Below are 18641 nucleotides of genomic sequence, written 5' to 3'. Positions count from 1 at the left end.
ATTTTATCCAACAACCATATTTAATAGCAAGACGCCTATCAAACCACAAACCGAAAGAATTGTTTCCGCTACTGACCACGTTTTCAAAGTCTCAGGGACCGTTAATCCAAAGTATTCCTTAACCATCCAGAATCCGGCATCATTCAAGTGTGAACAAAACAAGCTTCCTGCTCCAGTTGCAAGAACCATAAGTTCAGGGCTTGCATGTGTTGCTGTTATAATCGGTAATACCATTCCTGCTGCAGTCATTCCAGCAACCGTAGCTGATCCTACTGCAAGCCTTATTACAACAGCTATGAGCCATGCCATAAGTATTGGTGAAATAGTACTTCCACTCATTAAAACCTTTATATAACCAGCTACACCACTATCTATTAGTATCTGTTTAAATGCTCCACCACCTGCTATTACAAACATTATTACAGCTATAGTCTTTACTGATTCCTCGGAAGTTTTCATAATATCAGTTATCTTCCTGCCTCTAGCTAAACCAAAAGTATATATTGCAATTAGTACTGACAGTAAAAGTGCAATTGTTGGTTCTCCAATAAAACCAGTAAATTTAGCAAAAACAGTATCTTTAAGTGAAGTAAGCTTTACAATAGCATTCAATGCCATGAAAATTACTGGAGTTAAAGCTGTAAATACACTTATTCCAAAACCAGGCATGTCCTCTTCTTTAAACATCTTTGCAGTAAACAAACCTTTTGGCAAATCGCTTACTTTTTTATCACATTTTATAAACTTAGTAAAAAGAGGACCAGCAATTATTACTGTTGGTATTGCTACAATAATACCATATACAAGAGTCTTACCCAGATCTGCCTTGTAAACACTAGCTATAGCTGTTGGTCCAGGATGCGGCGGTAAAAATCCATGAGTAACAGAAAGTGCTATGGCCATAGGAATTCCTACATAAAGAACAGGAAGATCAGCTTCTAATGCTACAGTAAATACCAATGGTATCAGCAAAACAAAACCAACTTCATAAAACATTGCAAGACCAACTATAAAACCAGTTAGTACAACAGCAGCTTGTATTCTTTTCTTGCCAAACTTATCTATAAGTGTCATTGCTATTCTTTGTGCTCCACCACAATCAGTCATGAGTTTTCCAAGTATAGCACCAAATCCTAGTAATAATGCAAGACTACCTAATGTAGATCCAACTCCTTTCTCAACTGAAGTAGCTACCGTTGGTAAAGGCATTCCTTCCATTATACCAACAGCAATTGAAACAACTATCAATGAAATCATTGCATTTACTTTAAATTTCATCATAAGAATTAGCAATAATAATATTCCTAATGCAACTATTAATAAAGGCATAATTCAACTCCCCTTTTCTATAATATTTTTTCTTTTAAACCGTTTACGCAATTCCCAAATATATAATGCTTGCTTGTCTATATAATATTGTCTTTAATACTTAATTCAATAACTTGATTCACAATATAGATCATCCCCTTTAAAAAAATTTTTTTCATAATTAACCCAAATATACGTTTACATATAAAATATGCGAAAGATATTTCTTTTATAAATAGTATATCATGCATATATTTTTTTTCAATATAAAAAACATTTTTGTAAAAAAATTTTTTTCTTGTTTGCTAAATTTATATCTCTATATAACAAATTTAATAACATATTTTTAAATATACCAAAAATGATAAATACAATTAGAAATGCTCTTAAAAAGATTTAAAGCATATTAACTTTAAATACTCTACAATAAGATAGGCACTAATAAATTAAGGGCTATTTTAAAAATCATATAAATAGCCCTTAATTTATAATAATTAAATTCAAACTATTTTTTTTCTACATTATGTCCACCAAATTCATTTCTCAGTGCAGCTATTACTTTACCTGTAAATGTATCATCTTCTTCTGAACGAAATCTTGTGAATAAAGACTCAGTTATAACCGGTGCAGAAACCTTGAGATCCAATGCCTCCTGCACTGTCCACAGCCCCTCACCATTAGAATGAATTATTCCTTTTATTGAACTGAGTTTCGGATCATTTTTGAATGCATCTTCCATTAACTGCATAAGCCAACCACGAATAACTGATCCATAATTCCATACTCGAGCTATCTCTTTAAAATCAAAGTTGAACTGACTTTTTTCAAGGACTTCAAATCCCTCTCCAATTGCTTCAAGCATTCCATACTCTATACCATTATGAACCATTTTTACAAAATGTCCCGATCCATTTTCACCTGTATGCAAATAGCCATTTTCTACACTTATATCTTTGATTAATGGTTCAATATACTCAAAGACTTCATCTTGTGCACCTATCATTGTACATGCACCATATCTTGCACCTTTAATACCCCCACTTGTTCCAACATCTACAAAATCTATTCCTTTTAACTTAATCTTTTCATATCTTCTCAAAGTATCTTTATAATGAGAGTTACCTCCATCAATTATTATGTCATGCTTATTAAGAAGAGGCAAAAGATCATCTATTAAAGTATCCACTGGTTTTCCTGCGGGTACCATAAGCCAAACAACTTTTCTTCCTTTAAGTTTGGCAACCAATTCTTCAACACTATGTGCACCAGTCAATCCATCCTTTTCAGCTTCTTTAACATTTTGTGCATCACAATCATATGCAGTAATGTCATGCCCATGCTCCTTCATATTTAATGCAAGATTATATCCCATCTTTCCAAGTCCAATCAATCCAACATTCATTAAGATCCCTCCAAAATCTAGTATAAAAATCTATTACCACTAAACCAATTTCATAGTTATAAAAATTGCTTCTTATTTAACCAACCAGCTTGATTCTTCATGGGTTTCTAAATATTTCTTAAATTCTTTTAACAACAAGTATGGAGTCTTGTTAAAAGTATCATTTGTCGCACCAGCAAGGTGTGGTGTAATTGTTACATTATCCAATTTGTGTAATGGATGGTCTTTTTGTAATGGTTCAGTCCAAAATACATCAAGTGCTACTCCACCAATCTTATGCTGCTGCAGTGCATCGATTAATGCTGCTTCATTAATTAAACCTGCTCGAGCTGTATTAATTAAATATGCAGTAGGTTTCATTAATGAAAGTTCCTTTTCACCAATAAGTCCTTTAGTTTCCTCGCTAAGTCTTGCATGAACGCTAATTATATCTGATTGCTTGCATAACTCTTCCAATGAAACTGCTTTTACATTGTATTTTTCTAATACATCTTCTTTTACAAAAGGATCGTAAACAACAATATTTACATCAAATCCTGATAATTTTTGGGCAACTAGTTTTCCAATATAACCAAATCCAACTAATCCTATTGTCTTATCAGCCATATCACCCATAAAACTTGAATTAGCATATTTCTTTCTCCATTCTCCTTTAATAAGTGCCTCATGACCTTTTGCCACATTACGAAGTTGTGCCAGCATAAGAGCTATAGTAAAATCAGAAACAGCTTGTGCATTACGTCCCATAGTTCTCATTACCTTGATACCCTTTGCCTTTGCAGCTTTAACATCTACGTTTTCAACTCCGCCCCTGCAAACACCTATATAAGATGCATTACTTGCATTTATCAATTTTTCACTTATAGGTGTATGATGAGTAATAATTACATCTACATCTTTAACTGCTTCGTCTAATTCCTTAGGCGGTTTTCCTGCACTTGGTCCAAGTTTTTCTACTTGACTTCTCAAATACCAGAACTCATCGTCGCTTGCTGGTTTCCAATCTACTTCCTTTACCTCTGTATCGCTGCCAAAAATATCATGTACAGCACCACTCAATGTTTTTGAAGATAACATAGGATCTCCTACAACTAAAAATTTCATTTTCTATTCCTCTCCTATTCCTTTATTTTTTACTGATTAATCATCTTTCATTAAGTATTTTTTATTAAGTATTTCTGAAATACGATTTATTCTGTAATTTGTTTCCTTTAAAGCAGGATAAATATGCTTATAAATTTCATCCATAATCATATGATATTTTTCATGGCATTCTGCATCTGGTTTATATATTGTCTCATTTTTACGGGTTTTCTGTATTGCATCAGATGGACTACTGTATACTCCGCTGCCTATACCAGCAATCATAGCTGCACCTAGTGTAACTTCTTCTGGTACATCTAGACAAATAATAGTTTTACCTAATATATCAGCTTTTAGCTGCATCCAGAAAGGTGAATTTACAGCACCTCCTACTACATGTACACAACTTATTTCTTTATTAGTTACTTCTTGTAAATTTTCTATTATAAGAGTAGATTCATAACAAAGTCCTTCCAAAATAGCTCTCACTACATCACCGCGTGTATGTGATGTGGTTAATCCAAGAAATGCACCTTTAGAAAGTGGATCTGCCCCTGGTACATACTTCCCACGAAAATGTGGAAGCATCATAACTCCATGTGCACCTATAGGTGATTTTTCAGCTTCAGAAATTAACTCTGAAACGTTCTTTTTAGCTATTTCATTACAGAACCAGTCTAAAATTACGCCTGATGAAATAACTTGTCCTCCGATATAGTATTTATCATTTACTACATAATTGACACATGTAAAATTTGTTTTAATATTCTTTATATCATTAGCAGGCTCATCGGTTACCATCAAGATTTGCTCACTTGTTCCAACTGCACTCAGTACTTCACCACTTTCGCATAATCCAGAAGCAAATGCACCACATACATAATCCATTCCCCCTGCATATACAGGAGTTCCTTCTTTAATTCCTGTTAGTAAAGATGATTTATTGCTTACTCTTCCAACTAACTCCCCAGATCTTTTTAAATTTGAACATATATCAACAGGAATGTTAGCATGATTAAGAATCTCCTTTGACCAACATTTATTTTTTAAATCCATTGCCATTGTACGACAAGCTATTGAATAATCCACTCCAGCTTTTCCTGTAAGTCGATATGCAATATAATCCTGCATAGACAGCCAGTGTTTTACCTTATTAAATTTTTCAGGCATTTTATTCTTAATCCACTGTATTTTAGTTATTCCAGCCATAGGATTTGGAACAAAACCCGTAATAGAATATACTTTCTCATCCCCAAGTGTTTTTCTCCACCAATCAGCTATTTGTTTAGTTCGTGTATCAAACCAGGTTATTGAACGATGAATCCAATTATCGTTTTCATCTAAAAGTACACCAGCAGCTCCCATACTAGCAATTGCAATTCCATCAATACTTTCGCCTTTTAATTGATTAGAAAGGTCCTTTAATATGGTTTGAATTGCCTCCCATAATTGTCCAGGATCAAATTCAGTCCAATTATCTTCCAAATAATAAGTAATCGTTTTATGCTTTGCAATAGCTTTTATAGACCCATCTATATCATAAGCTACTGCCTTACAATTTGTCGTTCCAACATCTATTCCCACTAAACAAGGCATATGTTTTCCCCTCACGAAAATACATTAATCTTTTTTAAGTCATACTACTTAACAATCTTTACATTTGGAAGTTTATTAAATTCATCATTTATTTCATCTATACAAGGCGCCACACTAACACGTAATGCTTCTCTATTCTTTACTAATTTCATACCATCAATTATTTTATCAAGTGTTACAACATGGGTTAATATATCCTTAGCAGAAACCTTTCCACTACGTATCATTTCTAATGCAAGTGCATTATGACGCGGTGCCGAAGAAAATGTTCCATAAACAGTAATCTGTCTATAATGCAAAAGATTGGAATCTAGATTAACCGTTGGCTGATCCTTAGGCAATCCTGCAAAGAAACAAACTTTACCCATTTTACTTGCCATATTAAGTCCCATTATTTCAGCTTCAGGTGAACCAGCAGTAACAATTACTATATTAGCACCAAGTCCATTTGTTAAATCCATAACAGCTTTTACTGCATCTTTTTTTCCTGAACATATATATTCATCAAAACCAAATTTTCTTGTTGCTTTCAAACGCCCTTCACTACGATTTATTAAGAAAACTTTACCTGCCCCTTTTGCCCTGGCAACTTCTGCATGCATACATCCTATTGGGCCAGCACCTATTACAGCTACCGTATCTCCTAATCCAACGTTTATAACTTCCTGTGCATTTAAAACACATGCCAGTGGTTCTGCAAGAGATGCTTCTAAATATGTTACTTCATCTGGAATATAATTAATATTACCTGCTTTGATTGCAGCTGCAGGTATAAGCATATATTCTTCAAAGCCTCCATTATAATGATGGGCAATAGTAGTACGATGATAACACATATTCTGCCATCCTGATAAACAATACGAACACGATCCACATCCTATAGCTGGTGCAACGATTACACGATCACCAACTTTATATTTTTCTATATCAGATGCAACTTCAACAATTTCTCCTGCAATTTCATGTCCCAAAACAATAGGTGGTTTTATAGCTTTATGTCCAAATTTAAAAGTTCTCAAATCTCCACCACAAATTGCACATGCCTTAACTTTAATTAATACCGTTCCTTTTTCAACTTTAGGTCTTGCTATTTCCTCAAGCTCTATTTTTCCAATTCCTTTATACATAGCTGCTTTCATATACATTCATTCCCTTCTTTCTAGCTGCCTTCTAGCTAGATATTTATTTTATTATATAATTTAATAAATTGCGGAAATTATTTTCACATTTAGTATATCATACGGTATAAAATAATCAAGTATAAAAAATATTTTTTTCATGTTATCTTAATATTTGTTATTAAAAGTATTGGGAAATCATGATTCACAGTATAAAATTCTATTACACTGTTCACGCTAGCGTTTTATAAACACTACATTAATGTTTGTGCTATAATTAGCTATGTGTTAAAAATTTTACATCTAAATTAAATAATAATTATAAGGAGGCAATTATGGATAATATAGAAGCTGGTGATTGTTTAGCAAGAATTAGAGCAATCTATAGTAATTTAAAAACTGCGGAAAAAAAAGCGGCGCACTATATTCTGGAAAATCCTGAAAGTATTATCCATTTTTCTATTACCGAGTTTGCTTATGTAAGTAAGGTAAGTGAAACAACAATCTTCAGGCTTTGCAACAAATTAGGCTATACAGGCTATCAGGATCTTAAAATTAACCTAGCTAGTACAATAGTCAAACCAGTTGAAAATATCTTTGAAGGTATTAAAGAAAATGACGATATGTATATAATAATGCAAAAGGTCATGAGTTCAAGTATACATAGTATTCAAAAAGCCATAAGCATGAATGAAAGTACGGAAATGGAAAAAGCGGTAAATTTGATATTAAATGCAAAAAAGCTAATGTTTTTTGGAATGGGAGGTTCTTGGATAGTTGCTCTGGATGCATATCATGAGTTTATAAGAACAGGTATACCTTGTGTTTGCAATTCTGATTCTCATTGGCAAGTTATGTATGCTGCTATGGCTGAAAAAAATGATGTGATATTTGCATTTTCTACTTCAGGAAGCAATAAAGACTTAATCGATTCTATAAAAGTAGGAAAGAAAAATGGTGCTAAAATCATTTCTATAACAAGCAACCAAAAATCTCCGCTTCAGAAAATTTCGGATATATTATTAACATCATATGGCAAAGAATCAATGGTAAGAAGTGAAGCTATGGAATCAAGAATTACATCATTAGTATTAATTAATAGTCTATTTGTGAGTGTTGCTTTAAAAAGACTGGATATAACCTTAAATAATCTTGACAAAATAAGAGCTGGCATAGCGGTAAAGAGATATTAAAACTATAAGTAATTAACAAATTAGAAATGCCTACGGCTGCTGTTAAAAGTACCGTAGGCTTCTTAATTATATTAAAATTAGTCTATATGTCCATAACTATACTTTATAGTTTAAAGTAATTTACACCTGCTTCAAATAATTTCTGATCTTTTACTCCTGGAATATTTTTTATGACACTTTCTCCAATTCTTTCTGAATGTCCCATTTTCCCAAGTATTCTTCCATCAGGACTTGTTATACCTTCTACAGCAAAACATGACCCATTTGGATTAAACTTTATGTCATAACTTGGATTTCCTTGAAAATCTACATACTGTGTAGCTATTTGACCTTTATCTTTTAAATCTTTAATTACTGAATCACTTGCTATAAATCTTCCTTCTCCATGGGAAACAGGTATTGAATGTACATCCCCTACAGATACATTGCTAAACCATGGAGACAAATTTGAAACAATTCTAGTATTTACTATACAGGATACATGTCTTCCTATTTTATTATACGTAAGGGTAGGACATGACTCATCTATATCCCTTATTTCTCCAAAAGGTAACAGTCCTAATTTTATAAGTGCCTGAAAGCCATTGCATATTCCAAGTATAAGTCCGTCTCTCTTATTTAAAAGCTCCATTACAGCTTCTGCTATTTTAGGATTCCTAAAAAAAGTAGCAATAAACTTTCCTGATCCATCTGGTTCATCTCCTGCACTAAATCCACCTGGAAGCATTATAATCTGAGACGAATTTATTCCGCTCACTATTCGATCTACTGATTCTTCTATCTGATTTCCAGCTAAGTTTTTAATTACAACAGTATCAACTTCTGCTCCTGCATTTTTAAAAGCCCTTCCCAAATCATACTCACAATTAGTTCCAGGAAATACAGGTATAATAACTTTAGGTACAGAAGCTTTTACAACTGGAAAACTTTTATGATTGCTTTCAAAACGCTCAAACTTTATTTTTTTATCTTCAACTTCAGTATGTGTAGGGAATACACTTTCCAAAGTTTTTCCCCAATATCCTATCATATCTGAAATATTCATTTTAATTCCGTTTACACTAATATTTTGTTCCTTTTGGGTAACACCAAGAATCTTATAAGAAAGACCATTAAAGCTCTTTTCAAAGTCTACAGATGGATCCATTTCTACAACTATGGAACCATAATCTGGTGCAAAAATTTCTTCACCTTTCATAGGTTCTGTAAATTTCATTCCTATCCTATTTCCAAAACTCATTTTACTTACAGCCTCACATATTCCTCCTGTTTTAACAGTAGAAGCTGCTAATATTTCGCCTTTTCTTATCATAGAACTTACAACACTATACATTTTTTTAAGTTCTTCAAAATATGGCAACTCAAATTCATCTTTAGAGGCTTTCAAAAGTATTACATTATTTCTGTATCCTTTAAATTCAGGAGACTCAAGTTTATCTGCTTCCCCAAGTGCTGCAGCAAAAGATACTAAAGTAGGTGGTACATCCATATCTTTAAAGCTTCCAGACATACTGTCTTTTCCACCTATTGCCGCTATTTCAAATCCTCTCTGAGCATGTAATGCTCCTAAAAGGGCAGAAAGTGGCTTTCCCCATCTAATAGGTTCTTTACCTAGTCTTTCAAAATACTCCTGAAAAGTTAGCTTTATACTATTAACATCTCCACCTGAAACTGCAATTTTAGCTACAGATTCAACTACCGCATACAAAGCTCCATGGAATGGACTCCACTTAGCTATATCCGGATTATATCCAAAACTCATTAAAGTAGCAGTATTTGTTTTACCATCTAATACTGGCAATTTTGCAGCCATAGCTTCTATTGGTGTATCTTGATACTTTCCTCCAAAAGGCATAAATACAGTAGAAGCACCTATTGTGCTATCAAATCTCTCTACAAGTCCTTTTTGGCTGCATACATTTAAATCCTTTAGTGTTTCAATCCACTTATTTAAAATCTCGCCGTCATTCATATTCTTGTACTGTTTGCTGCTCTCAAAATAACTATTTTCTTCTGGGGCCTTTATAACAACTTCCGTAGTTGCCCTAACTCCATTAGTGTCTAAAAATTCTCTGCTTAAATCTAAAATAAGTTTTCCCTTCCAATACATTTTAAGCTTCTCGTCATCTGTAACTTCTGCTACTGTAGTAGCTTCAAGATTTTCTTCTGATGCATATTCTATAAATTTCTTTTCATCTTCCTTTGATACAACTACAGCCATACGTTCTTGAGACTCCGATATTGCAAGTTCCGTTCCATCCAATCCTTCATATTTTTTAGGAACTAAATCCAGATTTATTTTAAGCCCGCTTGTAAGTTCTCCTATAGCTACAGAAACTCCACCTGCACCAAAATCATTACATCTTTTTATCATCTTGCTGACTTTTGATTTTCTAAAAAGTCTTTGAATTTTTCTTTCTGTAACAGGATTACCTTTTTGAACTTCAGCTCCTGAGGTAATAAGTGATGTTTCTGTATGTTTTTTAGAAGATCCAGTTGCGCCTCCACATCCGTCTCTTCCAGTTCTTCCTCCTAACAGTATTACCACATCAGAAGGTTTTGGTTCTTCCCTTTTTACATTTTCAAACGGAGCTGCGCCTATTACAGCACCTATTTCCATTCTCTTTGCCCTATAGCCTTCATCATATATTTCAGAAACCATACCCGTTGCAAGGCCTATTTGATTCCCATAAGAACTGTATCCAGAGGCTGCTCCTAAAGTTATTTTTTTCTGAGGAAGCCTTCCTTTTATAGTATCTTCTATTTTGGTTCTAGGATCACCACTTCCGGTAACTCTCATAGCTTGATACACATAGGATCTTCCAGAAAGAGGATCTCGAATTGCTCCTCCAAGACAAGTTGCCGCTCCTCCAAAAGGTTCTATTTCTGTAGGATGATTATGAGTTTCATTTTTAAACATTACGAGCCATTTTTCAGTTTTTCCATTTATATCAGCATCTACAACTACACTACAGGCATTTATTTCATCTGATTCGTCTAGATCATTTAATTTACCATCTTTTCTGAGCTTTTTCATTCCAATAATAGCTAGATCCATAAGACATTCAGTTTTTTTGTTTTCCCCATATATCTCATCTCTTAAATTCAAGTAATTTTCATAGGATTTCTTTATAGGTTTGGAAAACTTTCCGTCTTCTATGGATACATTACTTAATTCAGTAGTAAAAGTAGTATGTCTGCAGTGATCTGACCAATATGTGTCTATAACTTTAATTTCAGTTATAGTAGGATTTCTCTTTTCTTCTTTGAAATAACTTCTGCAAAAAATCAAATCTTCCAAACTCATAGCAAGACCAAGTGAATTTAAAATGTCCTCTAAATCATCATCACTTTTTTCTATGAATCCATCCAAAACTTTTACAGAAGAAGGTGCGTCTAATTTTTCACTTAAATGATCTATTTTCTCCAAAGAAGCTTCTCTGGAATCTACTGGATTTATACAATAATTTTTTATTTTCATAAATTGTTCTTTAGATATGTTTCCATAAAGCAAGTATACTTTTGAAGATTTAACCTGAGTTTTCTCACTTTGGGTTAATATTTGAATACATTGAGATGCAGAGTCAGCTCTTTGGTCATACTGACCTGGAAGATATTCTACGGCAAAAATTTTAGCATTCGTTTCAGCTTGTAATTCTTCTTCATATATTTCATCTACAGTTTTTTCTGAAAATATTATATACTTTGATCTTTCATATTCACTATCATCAATATTTTCTATATCATAACGATTTACTACTCTTATACTTTCTAAATCATGAATATTAAGGCTTTCTCTAATATCTTTCATAAGACCTTGAGCTTCTATGTCAAATCCCTTTTTCTTCTCTACAAATAGTCTTTTAACACTCATTGTACTCTCTCCTCACTACTGATTTTTTTCGAACGTTTATTGCGTTTTCATCATAATAGTTCGTAAATATTATACCATACATACATATCATTGTGAACAATCTAGGTGTAAATTATTATATTTTTCGTTAATTATATAAAAAATAACTAGCTGTTATGCTAGTTTATTTATCTTTAATGAACCTTAATTGACAGTACTTCCTTTACATTTTTGCCTAAGTTATAATGTCTATTATAGCAGCATCTATTTTGGGATACTATACCCTTAATTACATGTCCTGTAAAAGTAATTATTTCTGCCTGTTCTCCCATCTCACAATCTCTTAAACATGCACCTCTTGAAAATACCTTAATTATTTGCCCGTTATCATAATATTTCGTATTTTCCACTTCAATTAAACTTCCCCTTTTTATCATAATAATATCCTCCCCACTATACTTCCTTTATACTTTCTTTAATATAAATTGTATGTACAAACATAATAAAATATTATTTTAATTTCAAAATGCTATATGCGTGAAAGTTGAGTATTTAACAAACTATTATATAATTGAGATATCAGAAAGGTTGGTATTTATAATGAAATATTATTCGATAAAAGATGTTTCAAATGCAACAGGTCTCACATCTTATACTATAAGATATTATGAAAAGATAGGATTTTTACCATTGTTAAAAAGAGACAAAAATGGAGTTAGAATCTTTACAGAATCAGATATAAAGTATCTAGAGTGTTTGATATTTTTCAAAAAAATAGGCATGTCACTTGATGATATCAAGGAAATCATTAAAGAAGGCTGTATGATAAAAGATTTTAAAAATGGTTTAAATGTACATGATATAATTCAGAAAAGATTAAATATATTGGACACCCACATAAAATAGCATGTCAGAAACATACCTGTTTAAAGATACGTTTCTGACATGACTTATAATTAGTTATTATATTGTGCTAAAGATATAAAAGCCTCTGCTTATAAATTCATATTATATAGTGGAAACCTATGACATAGTTCAACTACTTCTTCCTTAATTTTACAAAGGTCTCTATTTCTGTTCTCTACAGTACTATTTATAAAATAAGCTATTTTCTTCATTTCCTCTTCTTTAAAGCCTCTTGTAGTTACCGCTGGAGTGCCTATTCTAATTCCACTTGTAATATTTGCCCCCAATTTATCAAAAGGAACTGCATTTTTATTTACTGTTATGCCTACTTTTTCTAGGATTTCCTCAGTGTCCTTTCCTGTTATGTTTTTATTGGTGAGATCTACTAAAAGAAGATGATTGTCGGTTCCACCGCTTACAAGTCTAAATCCATACTTTGTAAGCTCTTCTCCCAAAATTTTTGCATTTTTAACAACCTGATCTATGTATTCTTTATATTCAGTTTTTAATGCTTCACCAAAACAAACTGCCTTAGCTGCTATAATATGCATTAAAGGTCCCCCTTGTATGCCAGGAAATATAGTTTTATCAAGGTCTTTAGCATATTTTTCTTTGCAAATTATAGCTCCTCCCCTAGGTCCTCTAAGTGTCTTATGTGTAGTAGTAGTAACAAAGTCTGCATAAGGTACTGGTGACATATGCTTTCCTGCTGCAACTAGCCCTGCAATATGAGCCATATCTACCATCATATAAGCTCCAACTTCATCACATATATCTTTTATTGCCTTAAAATCTATCTCTCTTGAATAAGCACTTGCTCCAGAAACAATCATCTTAGGTTTATGTTTAAGTGCTAGTTCTCTTATCATATCATAGTCAATTCTCTCTGTTTCCTTGCTTAACCCATAGGAAACAAAATTATATAATTTTCCTGAAAAACTAACTTTACTTCCATGAGTTAAATGGCCTCCATGACTTAAATTCATTCCCATAACCGTATCCCCTGGTTTCAAAACTGACATGTAAACTGCCATGTTAGCCTGTGACCCTGAATGAGGCTGAACATTAAAGTGTTCTCCTCCAAATAGTTCTTTCATTCTCTCCTTAGCTAAATTTTCAACTTTATCAACTACAAAGCACCCTCCATAATATCTTTTTCCAGGATACCCTTCAGCATATTTATTTGTAAGAAAAGAACCCATTGCTTCCATTACAGCTTTACTAGTGAAATTTTCTGATGCAATAAGTTCTATACCATTTTCCTGTCTTCTATACTCTTCTTTAATTATTTCATAAACAGCATTGTCTCCACTTTTAAGACTACTAAAATCCATTTTATTCTCCCCTTTTTTTTAAAAATTTTCAGTATAATTACCTATAATAAAGAATTATACTGCATAGCGCTTAACTTTATTAATATATTACTTTATAAGTTGCTTTTACACAAGTATAGTTTTCGAATTGACAGTATGGGAAAAATCCACCTTCACCGACAATTTTCAACTGTCAACTAAATTGCTTTGTAAAGCTTTTATATTAAATTAAAATTTTATATGTGATAAAGTTAAATTTTTAATATTCCAGTGTTGCCATTATTGCTATAAGGTGATAGAATTTTTATGCTACATGAATGCATAGTTTATTTTTTGTATAGGGAGATTAAATATGGATATAAATAGAATAATAAATTTAGCTGCTTATGCAGGAAAAATAATGCTAAAAAGTGGAGCTGAAATATATAGGGTAGAAGAGACTATAACTAGAATATGTAAAAATTATGGCATATGTGATGTAGATGCCTTTGTAACTTTGAATGTAATTATAGTTTCAGCATCAGATGAGTATGATCAGACAATATCCATTGTAAAAAGAGTAAAACAAAGAACTTTAAACTTAGAAAAAATATCTCAAGTAAACAACGTTTCCAGACATATTAAAGATCAATGCTATACTCTAGATTCAATTGAGAACAAGTTGTCTAAAATAGATTCAGTGAAACCTTATCCTTTTAGATCAAATGTTCTATTTTCTGGAGTTGCCGTAAGTTTTCTTTGTCTAGCCTATGGAGGTAATATAGTAGATTTCATAATATCTTTTATTATAGGCTGCCTTATAAACCTAATTTCTACAGGCCTTAATTCTCTTCAGGCAAATGAATTTTTCATAAACATAATATGTGGAGCTACTGCTACCTTAATAGCACTTATGTGTACTAAACTTCATATAGCATCCCATACCAATACCATAATAATAAGTTCTATTATGCTATTAGTCCCTGGTCTTGCAATAACCAATGCTATAAGAGATACAATATCAGGAGATTTAATCTCGGGAATTTCAAGGGGACTAGAAGCTTTTTTAGTTGCAGTAGCAATTGCAGCAGGTACTGGTGTTATACTGCGATTGTGGATTATTTTGGGAGGATTTAAATTATGATAACAAGTATAATAATAAATTCTGTATATACTTTAATTGCCACCCTTGGTTTTAATATACTAGAGAATGTACGAGGTAAAAACTTAATATTTACTTCCCTAGGAGGTGGATTAACCTGGTTTGTATATTTAATTAGCTCCTCTCACATAAGTTCTTCAAATGCAGCTTGCTTTTTCATAGCTTCAGTATTTGCATCTATTTATTCTGAAATAATGGCTCGTATGTTAAAAACACCTGTAACAACTTTCGTCATAGGAGCAATTATTCCTCTAGTACCTGGAGGAGGTATGTATAACACAATGCTTCAATCTATACAGGGTGATATAAATGCTTCCCTTTCAACCGGCCTTAAAACACTGGCTACTGCAGGAACTATAGCTGTAGGTGTATTTTTTGTATCCTCTGTCTTTAAAGCTTCTTCACTTTTTAAGAAGAAATTGTTTAAGAACAGAAAATTTAAATCGCATTGTTAAATATAGCTATCTCTATTTTAAAAACATAGTGAGGGTTGATACTAAAGATTCTATTTTATCATTTTTACAGTTTGTGTCCCCTTCTTCAAAAAGACATGTTTTGGCATAATTTCGTATAATCATTCCACCCACTTTGTTAACTGCAGCTCTAACTGCTGCAATTTGTATTAAAACATCATTACAACACATATCATTTTCAATCATTTTTTCAATACCCTTTATCTGTCCCTCTATCTTCTTCAATCTAGTTTGAATTTGTTTTTTTTCTTCCAAAAATATCACCCCTAATACAATTCAGAATAATAAACCTCTTATCTTTCGCACATATAAAATTTTTTTAAACTGTGAAAGTTGAGTAAACCTATATTAAATAAAATTACATTTTTAGTTTAATGTCAATCATATTATAACCTTCAGATAAACTTTTTTATAATTTCCCCTATTGCTCCATTATTATTATCCTTTTCTGTGACATAACCTGCAGATTTTTTCAAAAATTCCCTGGCATTAGCTACAGCAATTCCAAGACCTGCTTCTTTTATCATACTTTCATCATTTTCATCATTTCCCACAGCTATACATTCATTTATAGGTATGTGATAATAATCTGCCAAGAACTTCAATCCACTCCCCTTAGAAACACCTTTACTGATTATTTCAATGTTATGTATATCTGATTTTGTAGTATCAATTTTAGATACTTTATTTATCTTTTCCCTCAACTCATTTAAATAATCTATGTCCTCATCTATTACTACTATTTTATTTATACCTGAACCATTGTTTTGTATGAACTCTTTAGAATCTTTTATAATCTTTATTTCAAGTCTAAAATCTTTATCCATATTCTCATTAAATTTATAAAACCTTCTTGTAGCATGGCTAACTCTTTCACTATATAGTATATTATCACTGTAAAAATGATAATATGTATCCTTCTTTTCTCTTAAAATGTCTATAACTTTTAAAATAGCTTCTTTGTCTAATAAATTGGATTTTATAATATTTTTATTTTCATCCAATATTATAGCCCCATTACAGCATATTACCGGCTGATTTTTAAATACTGTATCTATATAAAATCCTAATGTTACAGGAAGTCTGCCAGACGATATAACCACCTTAACACCTGATTTTATCGCTTTATGTATCATTTCTTTATTATATTTGGATATAGATTTATCATCATTTAAAAGCGTACCATCCATATCCATTGCAATGATTTTATAATTCATTGGTATCCCATCTCTCCTTTTAACTATCAAAATTTTTTTATATAATTCTTTAATTTTTATCTTATATGGTATAAACTGCAAAATACAAACATAACTTTATCTAGAATACTTTTGTCAGGTGATATAAATGAAAAAATTTTTTATGTTTTTAAGTACACTTTTAATTATAATTATTGCATTTTCAGGATGCAGTTATAAATTAGATAATTACATGTTTTCTACAAAAAAACCTAACAACTTTTATTATACCAATTTACTTGCTAAAAATCTTACTATGTCTTCCTCTTTAAAATGCATTATAGAAGAAAATAACTTTCACAATGAAACAGAACTAAAGGATGAAAATATTACAGATATAAAAAACATGTTAAAGTATCTAAATAAGACTAGTTTTATAAATAAGCCAAAAGACCTTCCACAAAAAACTGCCTACATAATTTATTTTACTTTTAATAAAGAAAAACTGGTGATAAACGTATATAACGAAAAATATCTATCAATATATCCTTGGGACGGAAATTATCCTGTAGATTATATAGATATGAGTAAAGTACCTGCTTCATTAAATTTATATTATTTGGGAAAATATATTTTCAATGAGTATTAAAGTACTTTATTATTGTATCACAGATACTAAAATACACATATATTATTAGTGTATCAATTTAATGAAAGGTGACTGTAATGTTTATTTGCCCTTATTACAGCTATGAAAGTTTTTACAGAATGCCTGAAATAGATCCTATTTCTTATATAAGGTTTTTAAATGCTAGTCCTAATTCTCCTGCAATAGATGTGTATTTAAACGATAGACGTGTCTTCAAAAATTTAACCTATAAATCTTTCTCTGATTATGTAAGTGTACCTTCAGGGGTATACGACATAAAAATATTTCCATCAGGAAATAATTTAAACCCTATTTTGGATAAAAGGTTGCGTATACCTGCTGGAAAAATATTTACTATGTCTTCTATAGGCAATTATCCAAATATGGGTTTACTACCTATAGAAGATGTAAGACGCCCTAAGATATCAGGTAAAGCTTTTATAAGATTTGTTCATCTTTCCCCAGACGCACCTAGTGTAGATGTAAAATTGCCTAATGGAAATGTATTGTTTCCAAACGTATCCTATAAAGGAGTTACCAGATATCTTCCTGTAAGCCCTGGCAAATACACCCTTGAGGTATTTACCTCTGATTCCGGTAAAAAACTTCTTCATATTCCAAATATCAGAATTATTCCAAACAGATTTTACAGCGTATATGCCGTAGGTAATGTATCACGTAATCCTAAACTTCAGGTTTTAATTCCCCTTGATGGCAACAGTTATTTACATTAAAAAAAATATATAAGCTTATATTAAATTTTTTACTCATAACTACAAAATTTTTCAGAACCACAGATAAACAGATTTCTAAGTATCAGATGGAGTTTTAACTCCATCTGATACTTATTAACAGGCTTCTTAGTGCTTCAACACTTAGAAGGCGTTATCCTTTAGAGAATATCGTTATCTAGAGATGTTTATCACACTAAAATTTAAGTTTTTATTACAGTAACATTGTAAATGACCTTTTGTTATAGTAAAATCATAGATAGGTCATCACTTAATTTTCTGTAATTATACAACATATGAGGAGTGTTAATATGAAAAAAGGAGATAAAATTGCTGCAGTATTAATTTTAATACTAATAATTGCAAGTTGTGCTGGAGTATTTATATACCGTTCATATGTAAAGGGGTCACATAAAATAGCCGTAATAAAGCAAGATGGTAAAATTATAGATACAATAGACTTAACTAAAGTAAAAAACACAAAAGAACTTACAGTAAAGTACAATAAATCTCACTATAATTTGATAGAAATAGAAAATGGTAAAATACGCATAAAAGACGCAGATTGCCCTGATAAAATTTGTGTAAAAACCGGATGGATATCCGAACCAGGTCAAAGTATTATATGTCTTCCCCATAAATTAATAATTAAACTAGAAGGAAATAATTCTAAATACGATGATATATCCAGTTAAAATTA

The 18641-nt window shown here is 31.6% G+C and carries 17 protein-coding genes; 7 read left to right on the top strand and 10 right to left on the bottom strand.

The features are described from left to right. Positions 1–3: 3 nt before the first annotated feature. The 5 genes from WY13_RS17925 to WY13_RS17905 form a co-directional block, all read right to left on the bottom strand. Positions 4–1329 carry a gluconate:H+ symporter gene (locus tag WY13_RS17925; protein ID WP_063556934.1) on the bottom strand — a complete coding sequence of 442 codons (1326 nt, stop codon included), beginning with the start codon at positions 1327–1329 and terminating at the stop codon, positions 4–6. A gap of 484 nt (positions 1330–1813) precedes the next feature. After that, entirely contained in the window at positions 1814–2710 is an 897-nt protein-coding gene (gene gnd, locus WY13_RS17920) for a phosphogluconate dehydrogenase (NAD(+)-dependent, decarboxylating) (RefSeq protein ID WP_063556933.1), read from the bottom strand. Positions 2711–2782: 72 nt separating this feature from the next. Beyond that, complete coding sequence (locus WY13_RS17915; RefSeq protein WP_063556932.1) at positions 2783–3814, bottom strand: 2-hydroxyacid dehydrogenase; 1032 nt, start codon at positions 3812–3814, stop codon at positions 2783–2785. A 36-nt stretch (positions 3815–3850) separates the two neighbouring features. Next, positions 3851–5389 carry an FGGY-family carbohydrate kinase gene (locus WY13_RS17910; protein WP_063556931.1) on the bottom strand — a complete coding sequence of 513 codons (1539 nt, stop codon included), beginning with the start codon at positions 5387–5389 and terminating at the stop codon, positions 3851–3853. A gap of 44 nt (positions 5390–5433) precedes the next feature. Continuing rightward, the gene (locus WY13_RS17905; protein ID WP_242866543.1) at positions 5434–6534 is read right to left on the bottom strand and encodes a zinc-dependent dehydrogenase; all 1101 of its coding nucleotides are present in this window, start codon (positions 6532–6534) and stop codon (positions 5434–5436) included. 308 nt (positions 6535–6842) lie between these two features. On the opposite strand from WY13_RS17905, the gene WY13_RS17900 reads away from it, so the two are divergent. Then, a complete protein-coding gene (locus WY13_RS17900) occupies positions 6843–7700 on the top strand; it encodes a MurR/RpiR family transcriptional regulator (RefSeq protein ID WP_063556930.1) in 858 nt (285 codons plus the stop codon). Between the two features lie 103 nt (positions 7701–7803). On the opposite strand, the gene WY13_RS17895 is transcribed toward WY13_RS17900, so the two are convergent. Both WY13_RS17895 and WY13_RS17890 read right to left on the bottom strand, forming a co-directional pair. Beyond that, positions 7804–11574: a phosphoribosylformylglycinamidine synthase gene (locus tag WY13_RS17895; protein WP_063556929.1), complete on the bottom strand. Its 3771-nt coding sequence runs from the start codon at positions 11572–11574 to the stop codon at positions 7804–7806. Positions 11575–11747: 173 nt separating this feature from the next. Then, positions 11748–11990, bottom strand: a complete 243-nt coding sequence (locus WY13_RS17890) for a hypothetical protein (protein ID WP_063556928.1) — start codon at positions 11988–11990, stop codon at positions 11748–11750. 163 nt (positions 11991–12153) lie between these two features. On the opposite strand from WY13_RS17890, the gene WY13_RS17885 reads away from it, so the two are divergent. Then, on the top strand, positions 12154–12459 hold the full coding sequence (locus WY13_RS17885; RefSeq protein ID WP_063556927.1) for a MerR family transcriptional regulator: 306 nt from the start codon (positions 12154–12156) through the stop codon (positions 12457–12459). Positions 12460–12548: 89 nt separating this feature from the next. On the opposite strand, the gene glyA is transcribed toward WY13_RS17885, so the two are convergent. Continuing rightward, the gene (gene glyA / locus WY13_RS17880) at positions 12549–13793 is read right to left on the bottom strand and encodes a serine hydroxymethyltransferase (protein WP_063556926.1); all 1245 of its coding nucleotides are present in this window, start codon (positions 13791–13793) and stop codon (positions 12549–12551) included. Positions 13794–14124: 331 nt separating this feature from the next. Here glyA and WY13_RS17875 point away from each other — a divergent pair, with 331 nt between their 5' ends. Together WY13_RS17875 and WY13_RS17870 are read left to right on the top strand one after the other, a co-directional pair. Beyond that, entirely contained in the window at positions 14125–14895 is a 771-nt protein-coding gene (locus WY13_RS17875) for a threonine/serine ThrE exporter family protein (RefSeq protein ID WP_063556925.1), read from the top strand. Next, the gene (locus tag WY13_RS17870) at positions 14892–15368 is read left to right on the top strand and encodes a threonine/serine exporter family protein (RefSeq protein WP_192845056.1); all 477 of its coding nucleotides are present in this window, start codon (positions 14892–14894) and stop codon (positions 15366–15368) included. Before WY13_RS17875 ends, WY13_RS17870 begins: the two co-directional genes overlap by 4 nt. A 12-nt stretch (positions 15369–15380) precedes the next feature. Here the strand turns inward: WY13_RS17870 and WY13_RS17865 are convergent, their stop codons facing one another. Further along, complete coding sequence (locus tag WY13_RS17865; RefSeq protein ID WP_063556924.1) at positions 15381–15641, bottom strand: metal-sensitive transcriptional regulator; 261 nt, start codon at positions 15639–15641, stop codon at positions 15381–15383. A 140-nt stretch (positions 15642–15781) separates the two neighbouring features. Continuing rightward, on the bottom strand, positions 15782–16603 hold the full coding sequence (locus tag WY13_RS17860; RefSeq protein WP_063556923.1) for a Cof-type HAD-IIB family hydrolase: 822 nt from the start codon (positions 16601–16603) through the stop codon (positions 15782–15784). A 127-nt stretch (positions 16604–16730) separates the two neighbouring features. Here WY13_RS17860 and WY13_RS17855 point away from each other — a divergent pair, with 127 nt between their 5' ends. From WY13_RS17855 to WY13_RS17845, 3 genes are all read left to right on the top strand, one after another. Next, on the top strand, positions 16731–17210 hold the full coding sequence (locus WY13_RS17855) for a DUF4883 family protein (protein WP_063556922.1): 480 nt from the start codon (positions 16731–16733) through the stop codon (positions 17208–17210). A gap of 77 nt (positions 17211–17287) precedes the next feature. Continuing rightward, positions 17288–17944, top strand: coding sequence for a DUF4397 domain-containing protein (locus WY13_RS17850; protein WP_063556921.1), 657 nt, complete (start codon positions 17288–17290; stop codon positions 17942–17944). Between the two features lie 308 nt (positions 17945–18252). Continuing rightward, complete coding sequence (locus tag WY13_RS17845) at positions 18253–18636, top strand: NusG domain II-containing protein (RefSeq protein ID WP_013237808.1); 384 nt, start codon at positions 18253–18255, stop codon at positions 18634–18636. The last annotated feature ends 5 nt before the right edge of the window (positions 18637–18641 follow it).

Origin of the sequence: Clostridium ljungdahlii, assembly GCF_001636845.1 — a bacterium.
In the GTDB taxonomy this organism is placed as follows: Bacteria; Bacillota; Clostridia; order Clostridiales; family Clostridiaceae; genus Clostridium_B; species Clostridium_B ljungdahlii_A.
Note: the sequence above shows the minus strand (reverse complement) of the source record. Positions and strands in the feature narration are given on the sequence as shown.

Excerpts from the sequence above, each read along its gene's own strand:
- WY13_RS17925 (WP_063556934.1), bottom strand. The coding sequence starts at position 1,329 with ATGCCTTTATTAATAGTTGCATTAGGAATATTATTATTGCTAATTCTT.
- gnd (WP_063556933.1), bottom strand. The coding sequence starts at position 2,710 with ATGAATGTTGGATTGATTGGACTTGGAAAGATGGGATATAATCTTGCA.
- WY13_RS17915 (WP_063556932.1), bottom strand. The coding sequence starts at position 3,814 with ATGAAATTTTTAGTTGTAGGAGATCCTATGTTATCTTCAAAAACATTG.
- WY13_RS17910 (WP_063556931.1), bottom strand. The coding sequence starts at position 5,389 with ATGCCTTGTTTAGTGGGAATAGATGTTGGAACGACAAATTGTAAGGCA.
- WY13_RS17905 (WP_242866543.1), bottom strand. The coding sequence starts at position 6,534 with ATGTATATGAAAGCAGCTATGTATAAAGGAATTGGAAAAATAGAGCTT.
- WY13_RS17900 (WP_063556930.1), top strand. The coding sequence starts at position 6,843 with ATGGATAATATAGAAGCTGGTGATTGTTTAGCAAGAATTAGAGCAATC.
- WY13_RS17895 (WP_063556929.1), bottom strand. The coding sequence starts at position 11,574 with ATGAGTGTTAAAAGACTATTTGTAGAGAAGAAAAAGGGATTTGACATA.
- WY13_RS17890 (WP_063556928.1), bottom strand. The coding sequence starts at position 11,990 with ATGATAAAAAGGGGAAGTTTAATTGAAGTGGAAAATACGAAATATTAT.
- WY13_RS17885 (WP_063556927.1), top strand. The coding sequence starts at position 12,154 with ATGAAATATTATTCGATAAAAGATGTTTCAAATGCAACAGGTCTCACA.
- glyA (WP_063556926.1), bottom strand. The coding sequence starts at position 13,793 with ATGGATTTTAGTAGTCTTAAAAGTGGAGACAATGCTGTTTATGAAATA.
- WY13_RS17875 (WP_063556925.1), top strand. The coding sequence starts at position 14,125 with ATGGATATAAATAGAATAATAAATTTAGCTGCTTATGCAGGAAAAATA.
- WY13_RS17870 (WP_192845056.1), top strand. The coding sequence starts at position 14,892 with ATGATAACAAGTATAATAATAAATTCTGTATATACTTTAATTGCCACC.
- WY13_RS17860 (WP_063556923.1), bottom strand. The coding sequence starts at position 16,603 with ATGAATTATAAAATCATTGCAATGGATATGGATGGTACGCTTTTAAAT.
- WY13_RS17855 (WP_063556922.1), top strand. The coding sequence starts at position 16,731 with ATGAAAAAATTTTTTATGTTTTTAAGTACACTTTTAATTATAATTATT.
- WY13_RS17850 (WP_063556921.1), top strand. The coding sequence starts at position 17,288 with ATGTTTATTTGCCCTTATTACAGCTATGAAAGTTTTTACAGAATGCCT.
- WY13_RS17845 (WP_013237808.1), top strand. The coding sequence starts at position 18,253 with ATGAAAAAAGGAGATAAAATTGCTGCAGTATTAATTTTAATACTAATA.